18 protein-coding genes, 1 tRNA gene and 2 pseudogenes are annotated in these 14,578 nt (G+C 69.9%); 7 read left to right on the plus strand and 14 right to left on the minus strand.

The genetic code is table 11. The annotated features are described in order from the left end of the window. Positions 1-108: 108 nt before the first annotated feature. Together ACU6WZ_RS14835 and ACU6WZ_RS14840 are read right to left on the minus strand one after the other, a co-directional pair. Positions 109-2,465, minus strand: a pseudogene (locus ACU6WZ_RS14835) (MFS transporter). A gap of 96 nt (positions 2,466-2,561) precedes the next feature. Continuing rightward, positions 2,562-3,035, minus strand: coding sequence for a MarR family winged helix-turn-helix transcriptional regulator (locus tag ACU6WZ_RS14840; RefSeq protein WP_447028541.1), 474 nt, complete (start codon positions 3,033-3,035; stop codon positions 2,562-2,564). A gap of 211 nt (positions 3,036-3,246) precedes the next feature. Between ACU6WZ_RS14840 and ACU6WZ_RS14845 the strand changes: the two genes are divergently transcribed. After that, on the plus strand, positions 3,247-3,462 hold the full coding sequence (locus tag ACU6WZ_RS14845; protein WP_447028542.1) for a hypothetical protein: 216 nt from the start codon (positions 3,247-3,249) through the stop codon (positions 3,460-3,462). Between the two features lie 236 nt (positions 3,463-3,698). Here ACU6WZ_RS14845 and ACU6WZ_RS14850 read toward each other — a convergent pair whose 3' ends face one another. The 8 genes from ACU6WZ_RS14850 to ACU6WZ_RS14885 all read right to left on the minus strand — a co-directional run bounded on the left by ACU6WZ_RS14850 (position 3,699) and on the right by ACU6WZ_RS14885 (position 8,195). Beyond that, positions 3,699-4,559 carry an RNA polymerase sigma factor SigF gene (locus ACU6WZ_RS14850; RefSeq protein WP_447028543.1) on the minus strand — a complete coding sequence of 287 codons (861 nt, stop codon included), beginning with the start codon at positions 4,557-4,559 and terminating at the stop codon, positions 3,699-3,701. Between the two features lie 229 nt (positions 4,560-4,788). After that, complete coding sequence (locus ACU6WZ_RS14855; RefSeq protein WP_447028544.1) at positions 4,789-5,685, minus strand: RNA polymerase sigma factor SigF; 897 nt, start codon at positions 5,683-5,685, stop codon at positions 4,789-4,791. 233 nt (positions 5,686-5,918) lie between these two features. Beyond that, complete coding sequence (locus ACU6WZ_RS14860) at positions 5,919-6,212, minus strand: Dabb family protein (protein ID WP_447028545.1); 294 nt, start codon at positions 6,210-6,212, stop codon at positions 5,919-5,921. A 34-nt stretch (positions 6,213-6,246) separates the two neighbouring features. Beyond that, a complete protein-coding gene (locus ACU6WZ_RS14865) occupies positions 6,247-6,411 on the minus strand; it encodes a hypothetical protein (RefSeq protein ID WP_447028546.1) in 165 nt (54 codons plus the stop codon). Between the two features lie 231 nt (positions 6,412-6,642). Next, a tRNA-Ser gene (locus ACU6WZ_RS14870) sits at positions 6,643-6,729 on the minus strand. A gap of 68 nt (positions 6,730-6,797) precedes the next feature. Continuing rightward, on the minus strand, positions 6,798-7,226 hold the full coding sequence (gene tadA, locus ACU6WZ_RS14875; protein WP_447034045.1) for a tRNA adenosine(34) deaminase TadA: 429 nt from the start codon (positions 7,224-7,226) through the stop codon (positions 6,798-6,800). A 53-nt stretch (positions 7,227-7,279) separates the two neighbouring features. Further along, the gene (locus tag ACU6WZ_RS14880; protein ID WP_447028547.1) at positions 7,280-7,813 is read right to left on the minus strand and encodes a tRNA adenosine deaminase-associated protein; all 534 of its coding nucleotides are present in this window, start codon (positions 7,811-7,813) and stop codon (positions 7,280-7,282) included. A 205-nt stretch (positions 7,814-8,018) separates the two neighbouring features. Further along, entirely contained in the window at positions 8,019-8,195 is a 177-nt protein-coding gene (locus ACU6WZ_RS14885; protein WP_447028548.1) for a hypothetical protein, read from the minus strand. A 103-nt stretch (positions 8,196-8,298) separates the two neighbouring features. Here ACU6WZ_RS14885 and upp point away from each other — a divergent pair, with 103 nt between their 5' ends. Next, complete coding sequence (gene upp / locus ACU6WZ_RS14890) at positions 8,299-8,934, plus strand: uracil phosphoribosyltransferase (protein WP_447028549.1); 636 nt, start codon at positions 8,299-8,301, stop codon at positions 8,932-8,934. A 43-nt stretch (positions 8,935-8,977) separates the two neighbouring features. On the opposite strand, the gene ACU6WZ_RS14895 is transcribed toward upp, so the two are convergent. From ACU6WZ_RS14895 to ACU6WZ_RS14905, 3 genes are all read right to left on the minus strand, one after another. Next, positions 8,978-9,610 carry a LytR C-terminal domain-containing protein gene (locus ACU6WZ_RS14895; RefSeq protein ID WP_447028550.1) on the minus strand — a complete coding sequence of 211 codons (633 nt, stop codon included), beginning with the start codon at positions 9,608-9,610 and terminating at the stop codon, positions 8,978-8,980. A 136-nt stretch (positions 9,611-9,746) separates the two neighbouring features. After that, a complete protein-coding gene (locus ACU6WZ_RS14900; RefSeq protein WP_274560349.1) occupies positions 9,747-10,049 on the minus strand; it encodes a type II toxin-antitoxin system VapB family antitoxin in 303 nt (100 codons plus the stop codon). A 151-nt stretch (positions 10,050-10,200) separates the two neighbouring features. Then, positions 10,201-10,782 carry an HhH-GPD-type base excision DNA repair protein gene (locus tag ACU6WZ_RS14905; protein WP_447028551.1) on the minus strand — a complete coding sequence of 194 codons (582 nt, stop codon included), beginning with the start codon at positions 10,780-10,782 and terminating at the stop codon, positions 10,201-10,203. Positions 10,783-10,987: 205 nt separating this feature from the next. On the opposite strand from ACU6WZ_RS14905, the gene ACU6WZ_RS14910 reads away from it, so the two are divergent. From ACU6WZ_RS14910 to ACU6WZ_RS14925, 4 genes are all read left to right on the plus strand, one after another. Further along, entirely contained in the window at positions 10,988-11,365 is a 378-nt protein-coding gene (locus tag ACU6WZ_RS14910) for an MmpS family transport accessory protein (RefSeq protein WP_447028552.1), read from the plus strand. Positions 11,366-11,541: 176 nt separating this feature from the next. Next, positions 11,542-11,922 carry a DUF6083 domain-containing protein gene (locus ACU6WZ_RS14915; RefSeq protein WP_447028553.1) on the plus strand — a complete coding sequence of 127 codons (381 nt, stop codon included), beginning with the start codon at positions 11,542-11,544 and terminating at the stop codon, positions 11,920-11,922. A 63-nt stretch (positions 11,923-11,985) separates the two neighbouring features. Then, positions 11,986-12,534 (plus strand): helix-turn-helix domain-containing protein, encoded by a 549-nt coding sequence (locus tag ACU6WZ_RS14920; RefSeq protein WP_447028554.1) that lies wholly within the window; start codon positions 11,986-11,988, stop codon positions 12,532-12,534. Continuing rightward, a complete protein-coding gene (locus tag ACU6WZ_RS14925) occupies positions 12,531-13,088 on the plus strand; it encodes a GNAT family N-acetyltransferase (protein ID WP_447028555.1) in 558 nt (185 codons plus the stop codon). The genes ACU6WZ_RS14920 and ACU6WZ_RS14925 overlap by 4 nt, the downstream gene beginning before the upstream one ends. Before the next feature lie 195 nt (positions 13,089-13,283). Here ACU6WZ_RS14925 and ACU6WZ_RS14930 read toward each other — a convergent pair. Continuing rightward, positions 13,284-13,418, minus strand: a pseudogene (locus ACU6WZ_RS14930) (ATP-binding cassette domain-containing protein); the annotation flags it as partial. 285 nt (positions 13,419-13,703) lie between these two features. On the opposite strand from ACU6WZ_RS14930, the gene ACU6WZ_RS14935 reads away from it, so the two are divergent. Next, entirely contained in the window at positions 13,704-14,444 is a 741-nt protein-coding gene (locus ACU6WZ_RS14935) for a maltokinase N-terminal cap-like domain-containing protein (RefSeq protein WP_447028556.1), read from the plus strand. Positions 14,445-14,578: the final 134 nt, after the last annotated feature.

Here is a 14,578-nt window from a genome sequence, read left to right on the forward strand (position 1 = left end):
CTGCCGGCCCCGTCGCCGGGGCCCGTTTCCACACCGGCCCGCTCAGGGCGCGCCTCCGCTGGGGACGCGCCCCGGGCCGGGGGTCTCGAATTGCTCGCCGGTCTTGGATTACTCGCCCGGGTGGGCGAGTTCGATGTCGTGGCCGTCGATGCCGCGGCCCGCGACGACGAGCGCCCCGGCCACCGGCGGGTAGCCGGTCGCGACGACCGTGTACTCGCCCGAATCGAGGTCCGCGAAGGCGTACGCGCCGTCGTCGCCGGTGGTGGACGTGGCGACCACGTTGCCCGCCGCGTCCATCAGCGTCACCCGGGCGTCGGGCAGCGGGCGCCGGCCGGCGCCGCCACGTACCGTTCCCTGGACCAGCGCGCCGGACCGCAGCGCGACCTCGACGCGGGTGACGCCCTGGCCGCCGATGTCCACCGGCAGCGCGAGCGGCCGGTAGCCGGTCGCGTTCACCGCGAGAGTCATGTTCCCGGGAACGAGCTCCCCGAAGACGAACTCGCCCTGTGTGGCGGACTTCCCGGTGGCCAGCACGTCGCCGCGTACGTCGGTCACGATGACCATCGCGTCCTCGACCGGCAGGCCACCGTCCGCAGCACGTACGGTCCCGGTGAGCCCGCTCGTACCGGAGAGCAGGATGTCGTACGCGACGGGCTCGTCCCCGACGGCCACCGTGGACGCCTGCGGCTGGAAGCCGTCGGCGGAGGCGATCAGGACGTACGAACCGGCTGCCGGGGCGTCCAGCGCGTAGCGGCCCTCGTGGGCGACCGTGCGGCCGAGCTGGCGGCCGGACAGCGAGATCAGGGTGACCACGGCGTGCGGGACGGCCGTTCCTTCGGCGGTACGGACCGTGCCGGACAGGGGCTTGCCGGTCGTCACGACGGGCGGGGCGCTCTGGTCGGCGAGCAGCTCGGCGGTCCGGCGGTCCCGTCGGCCACCGCCGCTACGGACCCGGCGGGCTCCGCCGCGGTGTCGTCTTGGGACGACTTCAACGCGACCTCCTTGACGAACAGCACCAGGATCAGACCGACCAGCGCGCCGGGTGCGGCGTACAGGAAGAGGTCGGCCACCCCGTCCCCGTACGCGCTCTCCATCACGGTCCTGATCGGCGCGGGCAGCGCGTCCATGTCCGGGATGGTGTTGCCGCCGGCGGCGGCGCCCGGCTTGATGCCGAGCGCGGTGAGCCCGTCCTCGACGTAGTGCGTGATGCGGCTGGAGAGCACCGCGCCGAGCGCCGAGACGCCGATCGCACCGCCCAGCGAGCGGGTGAAGGTGACCAGCGAGCTGGCCGCGCCGAGTTCGGCGGGCTCGACCTGGTTCTGGGCGGCCAGCACCAGGTTCTGCATCATCATGCCGAGGCCGAGACCGAGGACCGCCATGTACAGCGCGACCTGCCAGTACTCGGTGTCGTACGCGATGGTGCCGAGCAGCCCGAGGCCCGCGACCAGGCCGACACCGCCGCCGACCAGGAAGCCCTTCCAGCGTCCGGTCTTGGTGATGATCTGGCCGGAGACCGTCGAGGAGATGAAGAGGCCGGCGATCATCGGGATCGTCATGACGCCGGACATCGTCGGCGACTTGTCCCGGGCGAGCTGGAAGTACTGGCTCAGGAAGACCGTCGATCCGAACATCGCCACACCGACGAAGAGACTCGCGAAGGACGTGAGCGCGATGGTCCGGTTACGGAAGAAGCGCAGCGGAATCAGCGGCTCCGCGGCCTTCGTCTCGACCAGGACGAAGAGCAGGCCGAGCGCGACCGAGCCGCCGACCATCGCGTACGTCTGCCAGGAGATCCAGTCGTACTTGTCACCCGCCAGCGTCACCCAGATCATCAGCAGGGAGACCGAGGCGGCCAGGAAGAAGGCGCCGAGCCAGTCGATCTTGACCTTGCGCCTGACGACCGGGAGCTTGAGCGTCTTCTGGAGAAGGACCAGGGCGATGGCCGCGAACGGCACGCCGACGTAGAAGCACCAGCGCCAGCCCAGCCAGGCGGTGTCGGTGATGACTCCGCCGAGCAGCGGGCCGCCGACCGTGGCGACCGCGAAGGTGGCGCCGATGTACCCGGCGTACCTGCCGCGCTCACGTGGCTGGATCATCGCGGCGATCACGATCTGCGTGAGCGCGACCAGGCCACCGGTGCCGATGCCCTGGAGCACGCGGAACGCGATGAGCGTTCCCGTGTCCTGCGAAATGCCGGCGAGCGCGGACCCGATGACGAAGATGACCAGGGCTATCTGGACCAGCAGCTTCTTGCTGAACAGGTCCGCCATCTTGCCCCAGAGGGGGGTGGTGACGGTCATGGAGAGGAGGGCGGCGGTGACGACCCAGGTGTACGCACTCTGGGTGCCGTCGAGGTCCCTGATGATCTCCGGGAGGGCGTTCGACACGATCGTCGACGACAGCATCGCCACGAACATGCCGAGCAGAAGGCCGGTGAGGGCCTCCATGATCTGCCGGTGGGTCATCGGGGCGCCGGCGGAGGAGTGGTGAGGGGACTCCTGCTTGGCGTGGCCGCCCCGCACACCGGCCGGTGTGGTCGTAGCCATTGAATTCCTTTGCTCTTACGCGGGTGTTGCGGGCGCTGGGCAGTGCGCGTCCTGCTTGGCCCGGCAGTCGCCGAAGCTGCTGCGCAGACGGGCCAGCAGCGTGGTCAGTTGTCCGACCTCGTCGTCGGACCAGTCCCCCAGTGCCCCGGCCAGCGTCTGGGTGTAGCGCTCGGAGAGTTCCTCCAGGAGCGCGCGGCCGGCCGGGTTCAGCCGGAGGATGCGGGAACGCTTGTCCACCGGGTCGGGGGACCGGTCGATCCAGCCCCGCTCCGCCACATGGGCCACGTGCCGGCTGGTTACCGACATGTCGACCGCGAGGAGTTCGGCCAGCCTGCTCATCCGCATCTCGCCGTTGCGGTCGAGGAGGACGAGTACGGCGGCCGATCCCGCGGGGCAGTGGACGGGCAGGACCCGTGCGAGTTCGCGTTTGACGGCGCCGATGGCGCTGAGTTGCCGGGCCAGTTCCGCGTACTGGCTCTGTGCGGCCATGGCTGCCCTCCCGCATCTTGTTGCTTAAGGCAACCATAGAAGCGGTTGGTTGCTACAGGCAAATTAATTGGGGCCTGTAGGGGTAAAGGAACGCAAAAGCCTGTGCCCATGGCGAGTCAAGGACGCCGATGTGGCTGGTAAAACCGCAGATCACAGCGGCCTGGGGTCCGGGGGTGTGCGGGGGGTGGCCTCTTCGCTAGGGTCCTTTCCCATGGCACACAACCCCCACGCCCCTCAGGGCCCCGAGGGTCAACACGACCCGGCAGGCAGCACCCAGATGTTCCGCGCCTTCGTGGACGACGGCGAACCGCAGCGGCAGCAGCCCGCCGCGGCCGCCTCGTCGGGCGGGCCGAAGACAGGCCTCATCATCGGCGTGGTGGCCGTCGTCGTGATCCTGGCCGCGGTGGCCTGGCTCGCTCTGGGCTGAGCAGGCCCCGGATCACGCCTGGTCAGCGGCGACATACTGACCAGGCGGGGTACTGGCCTCACAGAACGGCGGAGGCGGCGGGGTCGGCACGGCCGGCCCGCCGCCTACCTCAGAAGCTGTTGTCCAGCTCCCGCTGGGCTCGGGGCGTCTGGCACGGCCGCTCGCGGCGCCTTGTGATCGACCGCACCAGACGCCCCGAGCTGATCCAGCGGGAGTTGGACAACAGCTTCTCAGCCTCAGTCCGCGATCAGGCCTTCCCTGAGCTGCGCGAGCGTGCGGGTCAGCAGGCGCGAGACGTGCATCTGGGAGATGCCGACTTCTTCGCCGATCTGGGACTGCGTCATGTTCGCGAAGAACCGGAGCATGATGATCTGCCGCTCGCGCGGCGGAAGCTTGGCCAGCAGCGGCTTGAGCGATTCGCGGTACTCGACGCCCTCCAGCGCCATGTCCTCGTACCCGAGCCGGTCCGCGAGAGAGCCTTCACCGCCGTCGTCCTCGGGGGAGGGCGAGTCCAGCGAGCTCGCGGTGTAGGCGTTGCCCACCGCGAGTCCGTCGACGACGTCCTCCTCCGAAACCCCGAGAACAGCGGCGAGTTCGGGGACGGTCGGTGAACGGTCCAGCTTCTGCGCCAGGTCGTCACTCGCCTTGGTGAGAGCGAGCCGCAGCTCCTGGAGGCGGCGGGGGACTCGTACCGACCAACTCGTGTCGCGGAAGAAGCGCTTGATCTCACCGACCACGGTCGGCATCGCGAACGTCGGGAATTCCACCCCCCGTTCGCAGTCGAACCGGTCGATCGCCTTGATCAGGCCGATCGTGCCGACCTGGACGATGTCCTCCATCGGCTCGTTGCGGCTGCGGAACCTGGCCGCGGCGTACCGCACCAGCGGCAGGTTGAGCCGGATCAGCGTGTCCCTGACGTACGTGCGGTCGGGGCTGTCCTTGTCGAGGGCGGCGAGCCGCAGGAAGAGCGAGCGGGACAGAGTGCGGGTGTCGATGGCTTCCGGCTGCGACACGAGCGGCGGCGGAGCCGTCACCTGGTCGTGCACGGCGGGTACTTCCTTGGTGAGCACCTTCGAGCCGCCCTGTTCTGCGGACATGCCAGCCCCCTTGAGGTCGCTGAGATCGCTGCGGTCGCTGACGGTAGCGGTGGACGCTTCCGTCGGAGGAAGCAACCTCCACCTGAATACCGGCTGCAGCGCCGCGGCAAACGCGGTTCCAGCAGAATGTCACATGTCGGCAACGCGCTGTAGCGCCAAGTCGACAAATCTGCCTAGGAAAGGGATGGTGTGCGGCTTTTCGGTCGTCCGGGGGTGCTACCCGATCCGGTTACGCGTCGATTCGATTTGCGGATCGCAGCCGGGCGAAACTTCTGGCGAGAAGCCTTGACACATGCATCTGTGAGACACCCAGCTCGGCGCTGATCTGTGACTGTGTCAGGTTGTTGTAGTACCGGAGCAGCAGGATCCGCTGCTCGCGCTCGGGCAACTGTACGAGCAAGTGGCGCACCAGGTCGCGGTGCTCGACGCCGGCCAGCGCCGGGTCCTCGTAGCCGAGCCGGTCGAGCAGCCCGGGCAGCCCGTCACCCTCCTGGGCGGCCTCCAGCGAGGTCGCGTGGTACGAACGGCCCGCCTCGATGCACGCCAGCACCTCGCCCTCGGAGATGCGCAGGCGCTCGGCGATCTCGGCGGTGGTGGGGGAGCGCCCGTGCGCCGTCGTGAGGTCTTCGGTGGCCCCGCTCACCTGCACCCACAGCTCGTGCAGCCGGCGCGGTACGTGCACGGTCCTGACGTTGTCACGGAAGTACCGCTTGATCTCGCCCACGACGGTCGGCATGGCGAAGGTCGGGAACTGCACTCCGCGGTCCGGGTCGAACCGGTCGATCGCGTTGATCAGGCCGATCGTGCCGACCTGTACGACGTCTTCCATGGGCTCGTTGCGGCTGCGGAACCTGGCCGCGGCGTACCGCACCAGCGGCAGGTTCGCCTCGATGAGGGCCCCGCGCACCCGGTTGTGCTCAGGCGTCCCGCGCTCCAGTCCCTTCAGCTCGGCGAACAGGACCTGGGTGAGGGCTCTGGTGTCGGCGCCGCGGCTCTTGGCGGAGCCCGCGGCGGGTGAGTCGGGGGCCGTTTCGGGCGGGAGTGGCGGGAGCGCCGGGAGTGGCTGGAGGTGCTGGGGCGGCGGGGGCTGCTGGGGTGGTGCTTGAGGCGCTGTACTGGCCGGCACGGTCACGCCACCCCTTTTCTCGGTCAATCGTGGTCGACTCATCCGTCAAAAGCGGTCATAGCATCACAAGACATGTGCACTGTGTGCAAGCACCGTATATGTCCGTGTTGAGGGCAAGTTGGTATGTATACACACAAAAACCCCGCACTGGGATGGTGCGGGGCGCTGTGCTGCGGGCTCGGCGGTGGTGCTGCGGGGGCGCGGCGGTGGTGCTGTGAGGGTGCCGCGAGGGCTCAGAACTCGTAGTCGGCGATCACCCACGTGGCGAACTCGCGCCACTGTCCGGCGGCCGCCTGGTGGGCCGGGTGCTCGACGTACCGCTTCAGCGCGTCGCGGTCCTGGACCGCCGAGTTGATGGCGAAGTCGTAGGCGATGGGGCGGTCCGTGATGTTCCACGCGCATTCCCAGAACGCCAGCTCGGGAACGACCCCGTCGAGCAATTCGAAGGCCTTCACACCGGCGGCTACGCGGGGCTCGTCACGTTCGACACCGTCGTTGAGCTTGAAGAGGACCAGATGGCGGATCACGGGGGGGCACTCCTTGGATGCGGAGGGCGACCGTTCACTGGATCAGTTCGGACATGAACTCACCGACGCCCTGGGCGGCACTGGACACGCCTTCGAACCCTACCTGGACGAGGTCGGCCGCCCTGGCGGGGGACGTAATGATCGTGTGCAGGACGAAGGCGACGACCACGTACAGTGCGATCTTCTTCGTTTGCACCATCTCTGCGACCTTCCCTGCTGTTCTCGTGAGTCACTTGAGTCGCGTGAGTCTAACCGCAGGAATGGGCCGTTCAGGGGACTCATGTGATCACTCGTTCGACCTTCAGGCGGATCCGGCAGGAATCCGCAGGGCGACGGACGCCGTACAGGGATGGACCCGGGAAACACGGCTGTACAGGTACCCGGGAAACACGAAAACCCCGACTCGGGGAGTCGGGGCTTTCGTTCTGAGCGGTAGCGGTGGGATTTGAACCCACGGATAGCTTGCACCATCACACGCTTTCGAGGCGTGCTCCTTAGGCCACTCGGACACGCTACCGAGAGAGAGCTTAGCCCACGCCGGGCGGTGCTCTGAAATCGGTTCGCCAGCGGTTCGTCAGCGGTTCGTCACCGGTCCCTGAAAAAGGCGGACAGCTGCTCCGAGCACTCCCTCTCCAGTACGCCGTGGATGACCTCGGGGCGGTGGTTCAGCCTCCGGTCCCGTACGACGTCCCAAAGGGAACCCGCGGCGCCGGCCTTCTCGTCGAGCGCCCCGTAGACCACCCTGTCCACCCGCGCCTGTACGAGCGCACCGGCGCACATCGTGCACGGCTCCAGCGTCACGACCAGCGTGCAGCCGGTCAGCCGCCACTCGCCGAGCCTGTGCGCCGCCCTGCGCAGGGCCAGCACCTCGGCGTGCGCCGTCGGGTCCCCCGTGGCCTCACGCTCGTTGTGGCCCGCCGCGAGCTGCGAGCCGTCGGGCGCCAGGAGGACGGCACCGACCGGCACATCGCCGCCCAGCGCCGCCCGCGCCGCCTCGTCCAGCGCCAAGCGCATCGGCGCCCGCCACCGGTCCCGCTGCGGATCCGCTTCTCCTTGCTGCGCTGTCACTACTGGACGGTCTCCAGGACGTCGGCGGCGCCCAGGGCGTCGGCGATCTCGTTCAGGGCGTCCCCGTGCAGGGCCCGCAGATCCGTCTCGGGCAGTCCGAGGTCCGCGAGGACCCCCGCCTCCCCGAGCGGGCCCGCCGGTACGACACCTTCGTCGTCCGCCGTGCTCTCCTCCTCTTCGGTCCCGTCCGGCTCGCCGTCCTCGGTGCCGTCGAGGTCGACGAGTTCTTCCAGGGCGTCCGGATCCTCGGGGTCCCGCCCGAGCAGTTCGTCGGTGAGCAGGATCTCTCCGTACGACGAACGAGCGGCCGCGGCCGCGTCCGAGACATAGATCCGGGGGTCCTCCTCGCCGTCCACCCGGACGAGGCCGAACCATGCGTCTTCCTGCTCGATGAAGATGATCACCGTGTCGTCGTCGACCGTGGCCCCGCGGGCCAGATCGGTCAGGTCGGACAGGGTCTCCACGTCGTCGAGCTCCGTGTCGCTCGCTTTCCACCCGTCTTCGGTGCGCGCGAGCAGTGCGGCGAAGTACACCGTGACTCTCCCACTGGTCTTGAGAAGTGCCGGTTGGAGTTCCTCCCGGCCGGAGGGTGTCGCTCGGGTGGGGAGAGCCGGTGTCGCAGCTCCGAGCCCCGCCCACTCGGAATCGTGGCAGAAACATTCGCTTCGCGAGAGGTCTTCCGGTCTTGCGTCGTGTACCAGTCCTGGAGAAAGCGCCTACTGGGTGTCCGCCGGGCGGCTACCAGCGAAACGTGCGCATCCGCATCTGCTGGCGCATCCGGGCCGCGCGGGCCCGGCGTGGCTGCACGCGGTCGCGCAGCGCCTTGGCCTCGTGGAGTTCGCGCAGGAACTGGGCGCGTCGCCGTCTGCGCCCGGCCTCGCTCTCGTCGCGCCGCTCCTGCTCCTCGTCCGGCATCGCGCACACCACCCCAAGCCGCTCGGTCTCCCACCCACCTTCCCCCCGGTCAACGGGTTGATGCCAGCGCGGCGGCGCTTCGCCCCCGGTTACTGTTGACGCCATGCGGATCCATGTCGTCGACCACCCGTTGGTGGCGCACAAACTCACCACGCTGCGCGACAAGCGCACCGACTCCCCGACCTTCCGGCGCCTCGCCGACGAGCTGGTCACTCTGCTCGCGTACGAGGCCACCCGGGACGTGCGCACCGAGCAGGTCGACATCGTGACCCCGGTGACGTCGACGACGGGCGTGAAGCTGTCGTACCCGCGGCCCCTGGTCGTACCGATCCTGCGGGCCGGGCTCGGCATGCTCGACGGCATGGTGCGGCTGCTGCCGACCGCGGAGGTGGGCTTCCTCGGCATGATCCGCAACGAGGACACGCTGCAGGCCGAGACGTACGCGACCCGGATGCCCGAGGACCTCTCGGGCCGTCAGGTGTACGTCCTGGATCCGATGCTGGCCACCGGCGGCACCCTGGTCGCGGCGATCCGTGAGCTGATCAAGCGCGGCGCGGACGATGTGACTGCGGTCGTGCTGCTCGCGGCGCCCGAGGGCGTCGAGGTCATGGAGCGCGAGCTGGCCGGGGCACCCGTCACCGTCGTCACCGCCTCGGTGGACGAGCGCCTCAACGAGCACGGCTACATCGTGCCGGGCCTCGGCGACGCGGGGGACCGGATGTACGGCACCACCGACTAGCAGGGCGGTGCCGAAGACCTCGGCCGGGCTCCCGGGGCGTCTGTCAGCACTTTCCGGAGGGCGCGGGCGAGGGCTTGGCCAGTACGGCCAGGGCCTTGTCTGCGTCCTTCCGGGTGTCCAGCTTCTTGAAGCCGGTGCCGAGGATCAGATCGACGTCGGTGCCCCGGCGGGCGTCGGCCTTCTGCCGGGCGCCCTTGAGCTGGGTACCGAGTACGGGCAGCTCGCCGGAGAGTGCCTTGGGCGCGCCCAGCAGTATCCCGGCGCCCTTGACCTTCTTGTCGTACTGGGCGGGGGCGTTGCCGACCTTGCCGATGGTGAAGCCACGTTTCTTCAGTTCGTCGGCGGTCTCCTTGGCGAGACCGCCGCGCGGCGTCGCGTTGTAGACGTTCACCTTGATCGTGCGCGGCAGGGGGGCCGCGTCCCGCGCGGGGGCGGAGGGCGCGGCGGGCTTCTTGCAGTCCTGGGCGCGGGCGGCGGCGGTGGCGGTCTTCTCACCGCCGCCTGAGAAGACGTCGATGAGCTGCAGTGTCCCCCAGCCGGCCAGGCCGAGGGCCGCGATCGAGGCCACCACCGCGACGATGATCCTGCGCCGGTTCCGAGGGCGTCGCATCCGGGGGTACTTGTCGCCCGTGATGCGGTACTTTCCGCCCATGCCGGGGGGTGTCAGCATGCTCATGGGCGCAGCGTAGTGCGCTGCGGCCGCCGTGCGTACTAAATGATCATCCACTCGGGGTCAGGCCAACCCGGAAGGCCCAATGCGGGCGGCCGTTCGGGTGGACGGGACGGGTGGCCGGGACAGTGGACGCCGTCCGCTAGAGCCCGTCGAGTTCCAGGACGCGTGCGTGCAGCACCTGGCGCTGCTGGAGTGCGGCGCGGACGGCGCGGTGCAGCCCGTCCTCCAGGTAGAGGTCGCCCTGCCACTTCACGACGTGGGCGAAGAGGTCGCCGTAGAACGTCGAGTCCTCGGCGAGCAGCGTCTCGAGATCCAGCTGACCTTTGGTGGTCACGAGCTGATCGAGGCGGACCGGGCGCGGTGCGACATCCGCCCACTGGCGGGTGCTTTCCCGGCCATGGTCGGGGTACGGCCGGCCGTTTCCGATGCGCTTGAAGATCACACGGAAAGCCTACCGGGCAAGCGGCTTCGAGCGCAGCCATGAGGCGGGGGCGCGAAGGTCTTATTCAGGCCCAGAACGGGAGGAAATCATGAGCGGAAGCACCCCTTCCGGTGACACGGCCCGTTCCGGTGACCCGGTTGGCGCGTGGGGGCTATGGGTTTTCCTTGGCCGCTCGCTTCGCCTCCTGCTTGAACGCCCGCACTTTCGCCAGCGACTCCGGACCCGTGATGTCCGCCGCCGAGCGGTACGAGCCCGTCTCGCCGTACGCCCCGGCCGCCTCTCGCCACCCCTGCGGACGTACGTCCAGCCGCTTGCCCAGCAGGGCCAGGAAGATCTGGGCCTTCTGCTTGCCGAATCCCGGCAGCGCGTTCAGCCGGGCCAGCAGTTCCTGGCCGGTGGCGACCTCGCGCCACACCGCGGTCGCGTCGCCGTCGTACTCGTCGACGAGGTACTGGCAGAGCTGCTGTACGCGCTTGGCCATCGAACCCGGATAGCGGTGCACGGCCGGCTTGGCCTTCAGGAGCTCCGCGAACGCGTCCGGGTCGTACGCCGCGATCTGGTGTGCGTCGAGGTCGTCGCCGCGCAGCCGCTGCGCGATCGTGTACGGGCCCGCGAACGCCCACTCCATGGGGACCTGCTGGTCGAGCAGCATGCCGATCAGATCGGCGAGCGGGCTGCGGCCGAGCAGTTCGTCGGCCTCCGGGTGCTGGGCGATGCGGATGACGGTGCTCATCTCTCGATGATCACGCACCCGCACGTGCTTCGCACACCTCGCCGCTCGATCACCCGGTGGGCGCGCCGGGCGGACACCGCCCGCGCGGCCGATGATCGAGTGGCTCGCCACCATCGCCTCGCAGCGCGCAGGAAGGACACCGGCCCATGTCCGACGATCATCCGCACGTGCCCGACCGCTCCGTGAAGCGCGCGAAGCGCCGCACGTGGCCTCGGGTGCTCCTCGCCTCACACTCCTCGGCGCGGGCGGCTGCGTCGCCGTTCTCGCCGTCATCGCCGACGCTGTCGGCGACGAGTCGCACCGGCCCGTCCGGGTGCGGTACTCCGTGACGGGCGACGCGTGGGACGTCAACATCACCTACGCCATCTGGAAGGACGGCAACCTCGCGTCGAGCGGCATGTCCGGTGTCCGCCTGCCCTGGCGTGTGGAAGTCGAGACCACCGGGTTCGTGAGGAGCGGCTCGCTGGTCGTCACCGTGGGGGCGTCCGGTGGCCGGGCCGCCTGCTCGGTGGCGGTGGACGGCGAGAAGCCGCACACCGCCACCGCCACCGGCCGCTTCGCCGTCGCCACCTGCGACGGGTAGGCGGGTGGGCGAACAGGCGGGGGACTCGCCGCTGGCCGGTACGTACCGCCGCAGGTGCCCCGCCGTCACCGTCGGCGGAAGAGCGCTGGTGAGCCCGGTGTCGGCATGAATGTCAGACCCGGGTGGAAGGATCGCGCAAGTCAGCTGTAATCAGGGCGGTTTGCGGGGTGGGGGACATGGATTCGTACAAGGAGCGCTACGCGCGGGACGATCGTGAACCGGTGCTGCTGGCCGAGGTGCTGGCCGTCGCCGCCGTCGAGTTGAAACGCGCGGCCGCCCGTGCGGCGCCCGTACCGGACCCGCGAGACGCCCGGACCACGGTGTGCAAACGCTGCGGCGCCCAGGCTTCCTGGTACCCGACGGTGCGCGGCCGCTGGATCCTGATCGAGCCGGGCGAGCGGCCGGCCGGGGCGGTTCCGGCGGGCAGGCGCTGGCGCATCGCGGGCGACGGCACCGCCGTCAACATCGGCTGGTCGTCTCCGGCGGACACCTGCCGGATCAGCCACTTCGACCTGTGCCCGCACGCGGGAAGAGACCGGTGGGAGTGCGCCGCCTAATGGGAGCTACGGAACGGGTGCCGCGCGTCTCGTTCTCGGGATATCTTCTCTGATGTGAGAGACATGGAGACGCGCCTGGCCGCCCGGCTGTCCGGGCTTCGCGTGGAGCGCGGCTGGTCGCTGGACGAGCTGGCCCGGCGTACGGGCATCAGCCGTTCGACCCTCTCGCGCCTGGAGCGGGCGGAGATCAGCCCGACGGCCGTCCTGCTCGGCAGCCTGTGCGCCGCTTACGAGCGCACGATGTCCCAGCTGCTCGCCGAAGTGGAGGCCCAGCCTCCGCAACTGGTCCGGGTGGACAGCCAGTTGGTGTGGCGCGACGAGGAGTCGGGGTTCACCCGGCGGTCCGTCTCCCCGCCGCACCCCGGCCTGCGGGGCGAGCTCGTCGAGGGCGTCCTGCTCCCGGGCGCCGACCTCACGTACGACGGCCCGCCCGTGCCGGGGCTCGAACAGCACATCTGGGTGCTGGACGGGGCTCTGGAGTTCACCGCTGGCGGCGCGCTCCATGAGCTCCGTACGGGGGACTGCCTCCGCTTCCGCCTCTGGGGTGCCTCGCGCTTCCGCTGCCCGGGTCCGGAGCCGGTCCGCTACGCCGTGATGATCGTCCGGCCATGAGTGCGGGCGATGTCCGCATCAGCCGTCTGTCCCCGCAGGAGTTTTGCGCCGGCGTCCCGGAACTGGCCGCTCTCCTCGTCGACACCGTCGCGGGCGGCGCGTCCGTCGGTTTCCGGGCACCGTTCGGCCCGGCCCCCGCCTCCGCGTGGTGGTCCGCCCAGCAGTCCGCTGTGGATGCGGGCAGCCTCCGCGTCTGGGGCGCCCGGGGCCCCGGCGGCCGCCTGGTCGGCACCTTCAGCCTCGCCTTGTCCCCCAAGCCCAACAGCCGCCACCGCGCCGAACTCGTCAAACTCATGGTCCACCGCGACGCCCGGGGGCGCGGCCTGGGCCGGGTGCTGCTCACTACCGCCGAAACGGCGGCCGCCGACGCCGGTGTGGCGCTCCTGGTCCTGGACACGGAGACCGACAGCCCCGCCGACCGGCTGTACCGCGCCGCCGGCTGGACCCGGTACGGGCTGGTTCCCGACTACGCGGCCGACCCGTCCGGCAGGCTCCAGCCGTGCAGCTTCTACTACAAGAAACTTATGCCCGGCCCGGCGGACTCTCCCCGATGAAGCGACGCAGTTCCGTCGAAAGCGCTCGCGGGTTGTCCAGCTGTACGAGCGTCCGGGCGTCCTGGATCTCCACATACCGCCCCAGCGGCAGGAGCCCCGCGAGCCGACGGCCCGTCGACGGCGGCAGCATGCGGTCCTCCGCGCCCCAGGCGACCAGAACCAGCGCCGGCCGGTCGAACGTCCGCAGATTCTCCGCGTGGTCTTGCCGGCGCCGTTCGGGCCGAGCACCCCGGTCACCTTGCCGGCCGGGACCTCCAGGTCGACCCCGTCCAGCGCGGTCATTTTCTCGTACTTCTTGACCAGGCCCTCGGCCCGGATGGCGTACGACATCGCTTCTTCTCCTCGAAGTCTTCCTCAGGACCTCTGCAGGGCCTCGGCGTTCCTCGATGGACATGACGTTGCCCGCGGGCGCTGACAGACGGCGGACCGCGCGCTGACAGCGGGGAGCAGCGACTGTCAGTCTCGGGGCGGGCGGGCCGGGAGTCCGGCTGCTGGGATGCCATGCGCATGCGGAGAGCGGTGGGTGACAGGGTGGGGAAGCGTGTGGCCCGTAGTCCGTAATGCAGTAGCGCCGTAGTTCCCCGCAGTCCGCAGTCCGCAGCAGAGGAGCCGATCATGGCCGTCGTACACCGCACCACACTGACGCCCAGCAAGCTGGAACTACTGGCGCCGTGGCTCCCGGAGCAGCCCTGGTACGCCGGCAAGGGCGGCACTCCGCACCTGGCCAGGGCCGGCGGCTTCCGCCTCGACGATCCGCAGGGCGAGGTCGGGATGGAGTTCATGGTGGTCACCGACGGGTCCGGGGCCGCGTCCGGGGCCGGACCCGTGGAGCAGCAGCCCACCGCGTACTTCATCCCGCTCAGCTACCGCGGGGCCCCGCTCGATGGAGCTGGTCACGCGCTCATCGGCACCATGGAGCACGGGGTGCTGGGACGGCGGTGGGTCTACGACGGAACCCACGACCCGGTGCTCGTTGCCCAGTTGTTCGCGCTCATCGCCGGTACGGCCGTGCCGCAGGACCAGAGCGAGAGCAACACCCCCGACCCGTCCGTCACCAGCGCCTTCACCGGCACCGGCCTGTCGGCGACGACCGCCCCGACGTCGCTGACCGACGGCCCGTACGGCACTGAACTCGTCGTACCTACGGCTTCCGCATCCGGACCGCACACCGAACCGGCCAGCCAACTGACCGTCCGGGTCAACCGCGTCCTCGACCCCGACGCCCTCGCCGCCCAGGCCCGTACGACTGCGACGCAGGACCTGGGGCACGTCACCGCGGGCTGGCTCCTGCCGAACGGCACCACGGTCCGCGCCCCCTTCGTCGCGGTCCACCGGACGTCCCCGGACCAGCCCTGAGGCGGGGCGGGGCCGAGCGAACCAGCCGTGGCGGCCGGCTCTCGGCCCTGCTCAGGCTCTGCGCCAGGCGCTGAGCAGCTCCTCGGGCCCGTATGCCGCCTGGAGCCCGGAGCGGCCTCTCAAGTTGGAGCTGG

The organism is Streptomyces hypolithicus (assembly GCF_052934925.1).

What these genes read in the sequence shown, in the direction of transcription:
- ACU6WZ_RS14840 (WP_447028541.1), bottom strand. Translation starts at nt 3,035, where the DNA reads ATGGCCGCACAGAGCCAGTACGCGGAACTGGCCCGGCAACTCAGCGCC.
- ACU6WZ_RS14845 (WP_447028542.1), top strand. Translation starts at nt 3,247, where the DNA reads ATGGCACACAACCCCCACGCCCCTCAGGGCCCCGAGGGTCAACACGAC.
- ACU6WZ_RS14850 (WP_447028543.1), bottom strand. Translation starts at nt 4,559, where the DNA reads ATGTCCGCAGAACAGGGCGGCTCGAAGGTGCTCACCAAGGAAGTACCC.
- ACU6WZ_RS14865 (WP_447028546.1), bottom strand. Translation starts at nt 6,411, where the DNA reads ATGGTGCAAACGAAGAAGATCGCACTGTACGTGGTCGTCGCCTTCGTC.
- tadA (WP_447034045.1), bottom strand. Translation starts at nt 7,226, where the DNA reads ATGCGCTTGGCGCTGGACGAGGCGGCGCGGGCGGCGCTGGGCGGCGAT.
- ACU6WZ_RS14885 (WP_447028548.1), bottom strand. Translation starts at nt 8,195, where the DNA reads ATGCCGGACGAGGAGCAGGAGCGGCGCGACGAGAGCGAGGCCGGGCGC.
- upp (WP_447028549.1), top strand. Translation starts at nt 8,299, where the DNA reads ATGCGGATCCATGTCGTCGACCACCCGTTGGTGGCGCACAAACTCACC.
- ACU6WZ_RS14895 (WP_447028550.1), bottom strand. Translation starts at nt 9,610, where the DNA reads ATGAGCATGCTGACACCCCCCGGCATGGGCGGAAAGTACCGCATCACG.
- ACU6WZ_RS14905 (WP_447028551.1), bottom strand. Translation starts at nt 10,782, where the DNA reads ATGAGCACCGTCATCCGCATCGCCCAGCACCCGGAGGCCGACGAACTG.
- ACU6WZ_RS14915 (WP_447028553.1), top strand. Translation starts at nt 11,542, where the DNA reads ATGGATTCGTACAAGGAGCGCTACGCGCGGGACGATCGTGAACCGGTG.
- ACU6WZ_RS14920 (WP_447028554.1), top strand. Translation starts at nt 11,986, where the DNA reads ATGGAGACGCGCCTGGCCGCCCGGCTGTCCGGGCTTCGCGTGGAGCGC.
- ACU6WZ_RS14925 (WP_447028555.1), top strand. Translation starts at nt 12,531, where the DNA reads ATGAGTGCGGGCGATGTCCGCATCAGCCGTCTGTCCCCGCAGGAGTTT.
- ACU6WZ_RS14935 (WP_447028556.1), top strand. Translation starts at nt 13,704, where the DNA reads ATGGCCGTCGTACACCGCACCACACTGACGCCCAGCAAGCTGGAACTA.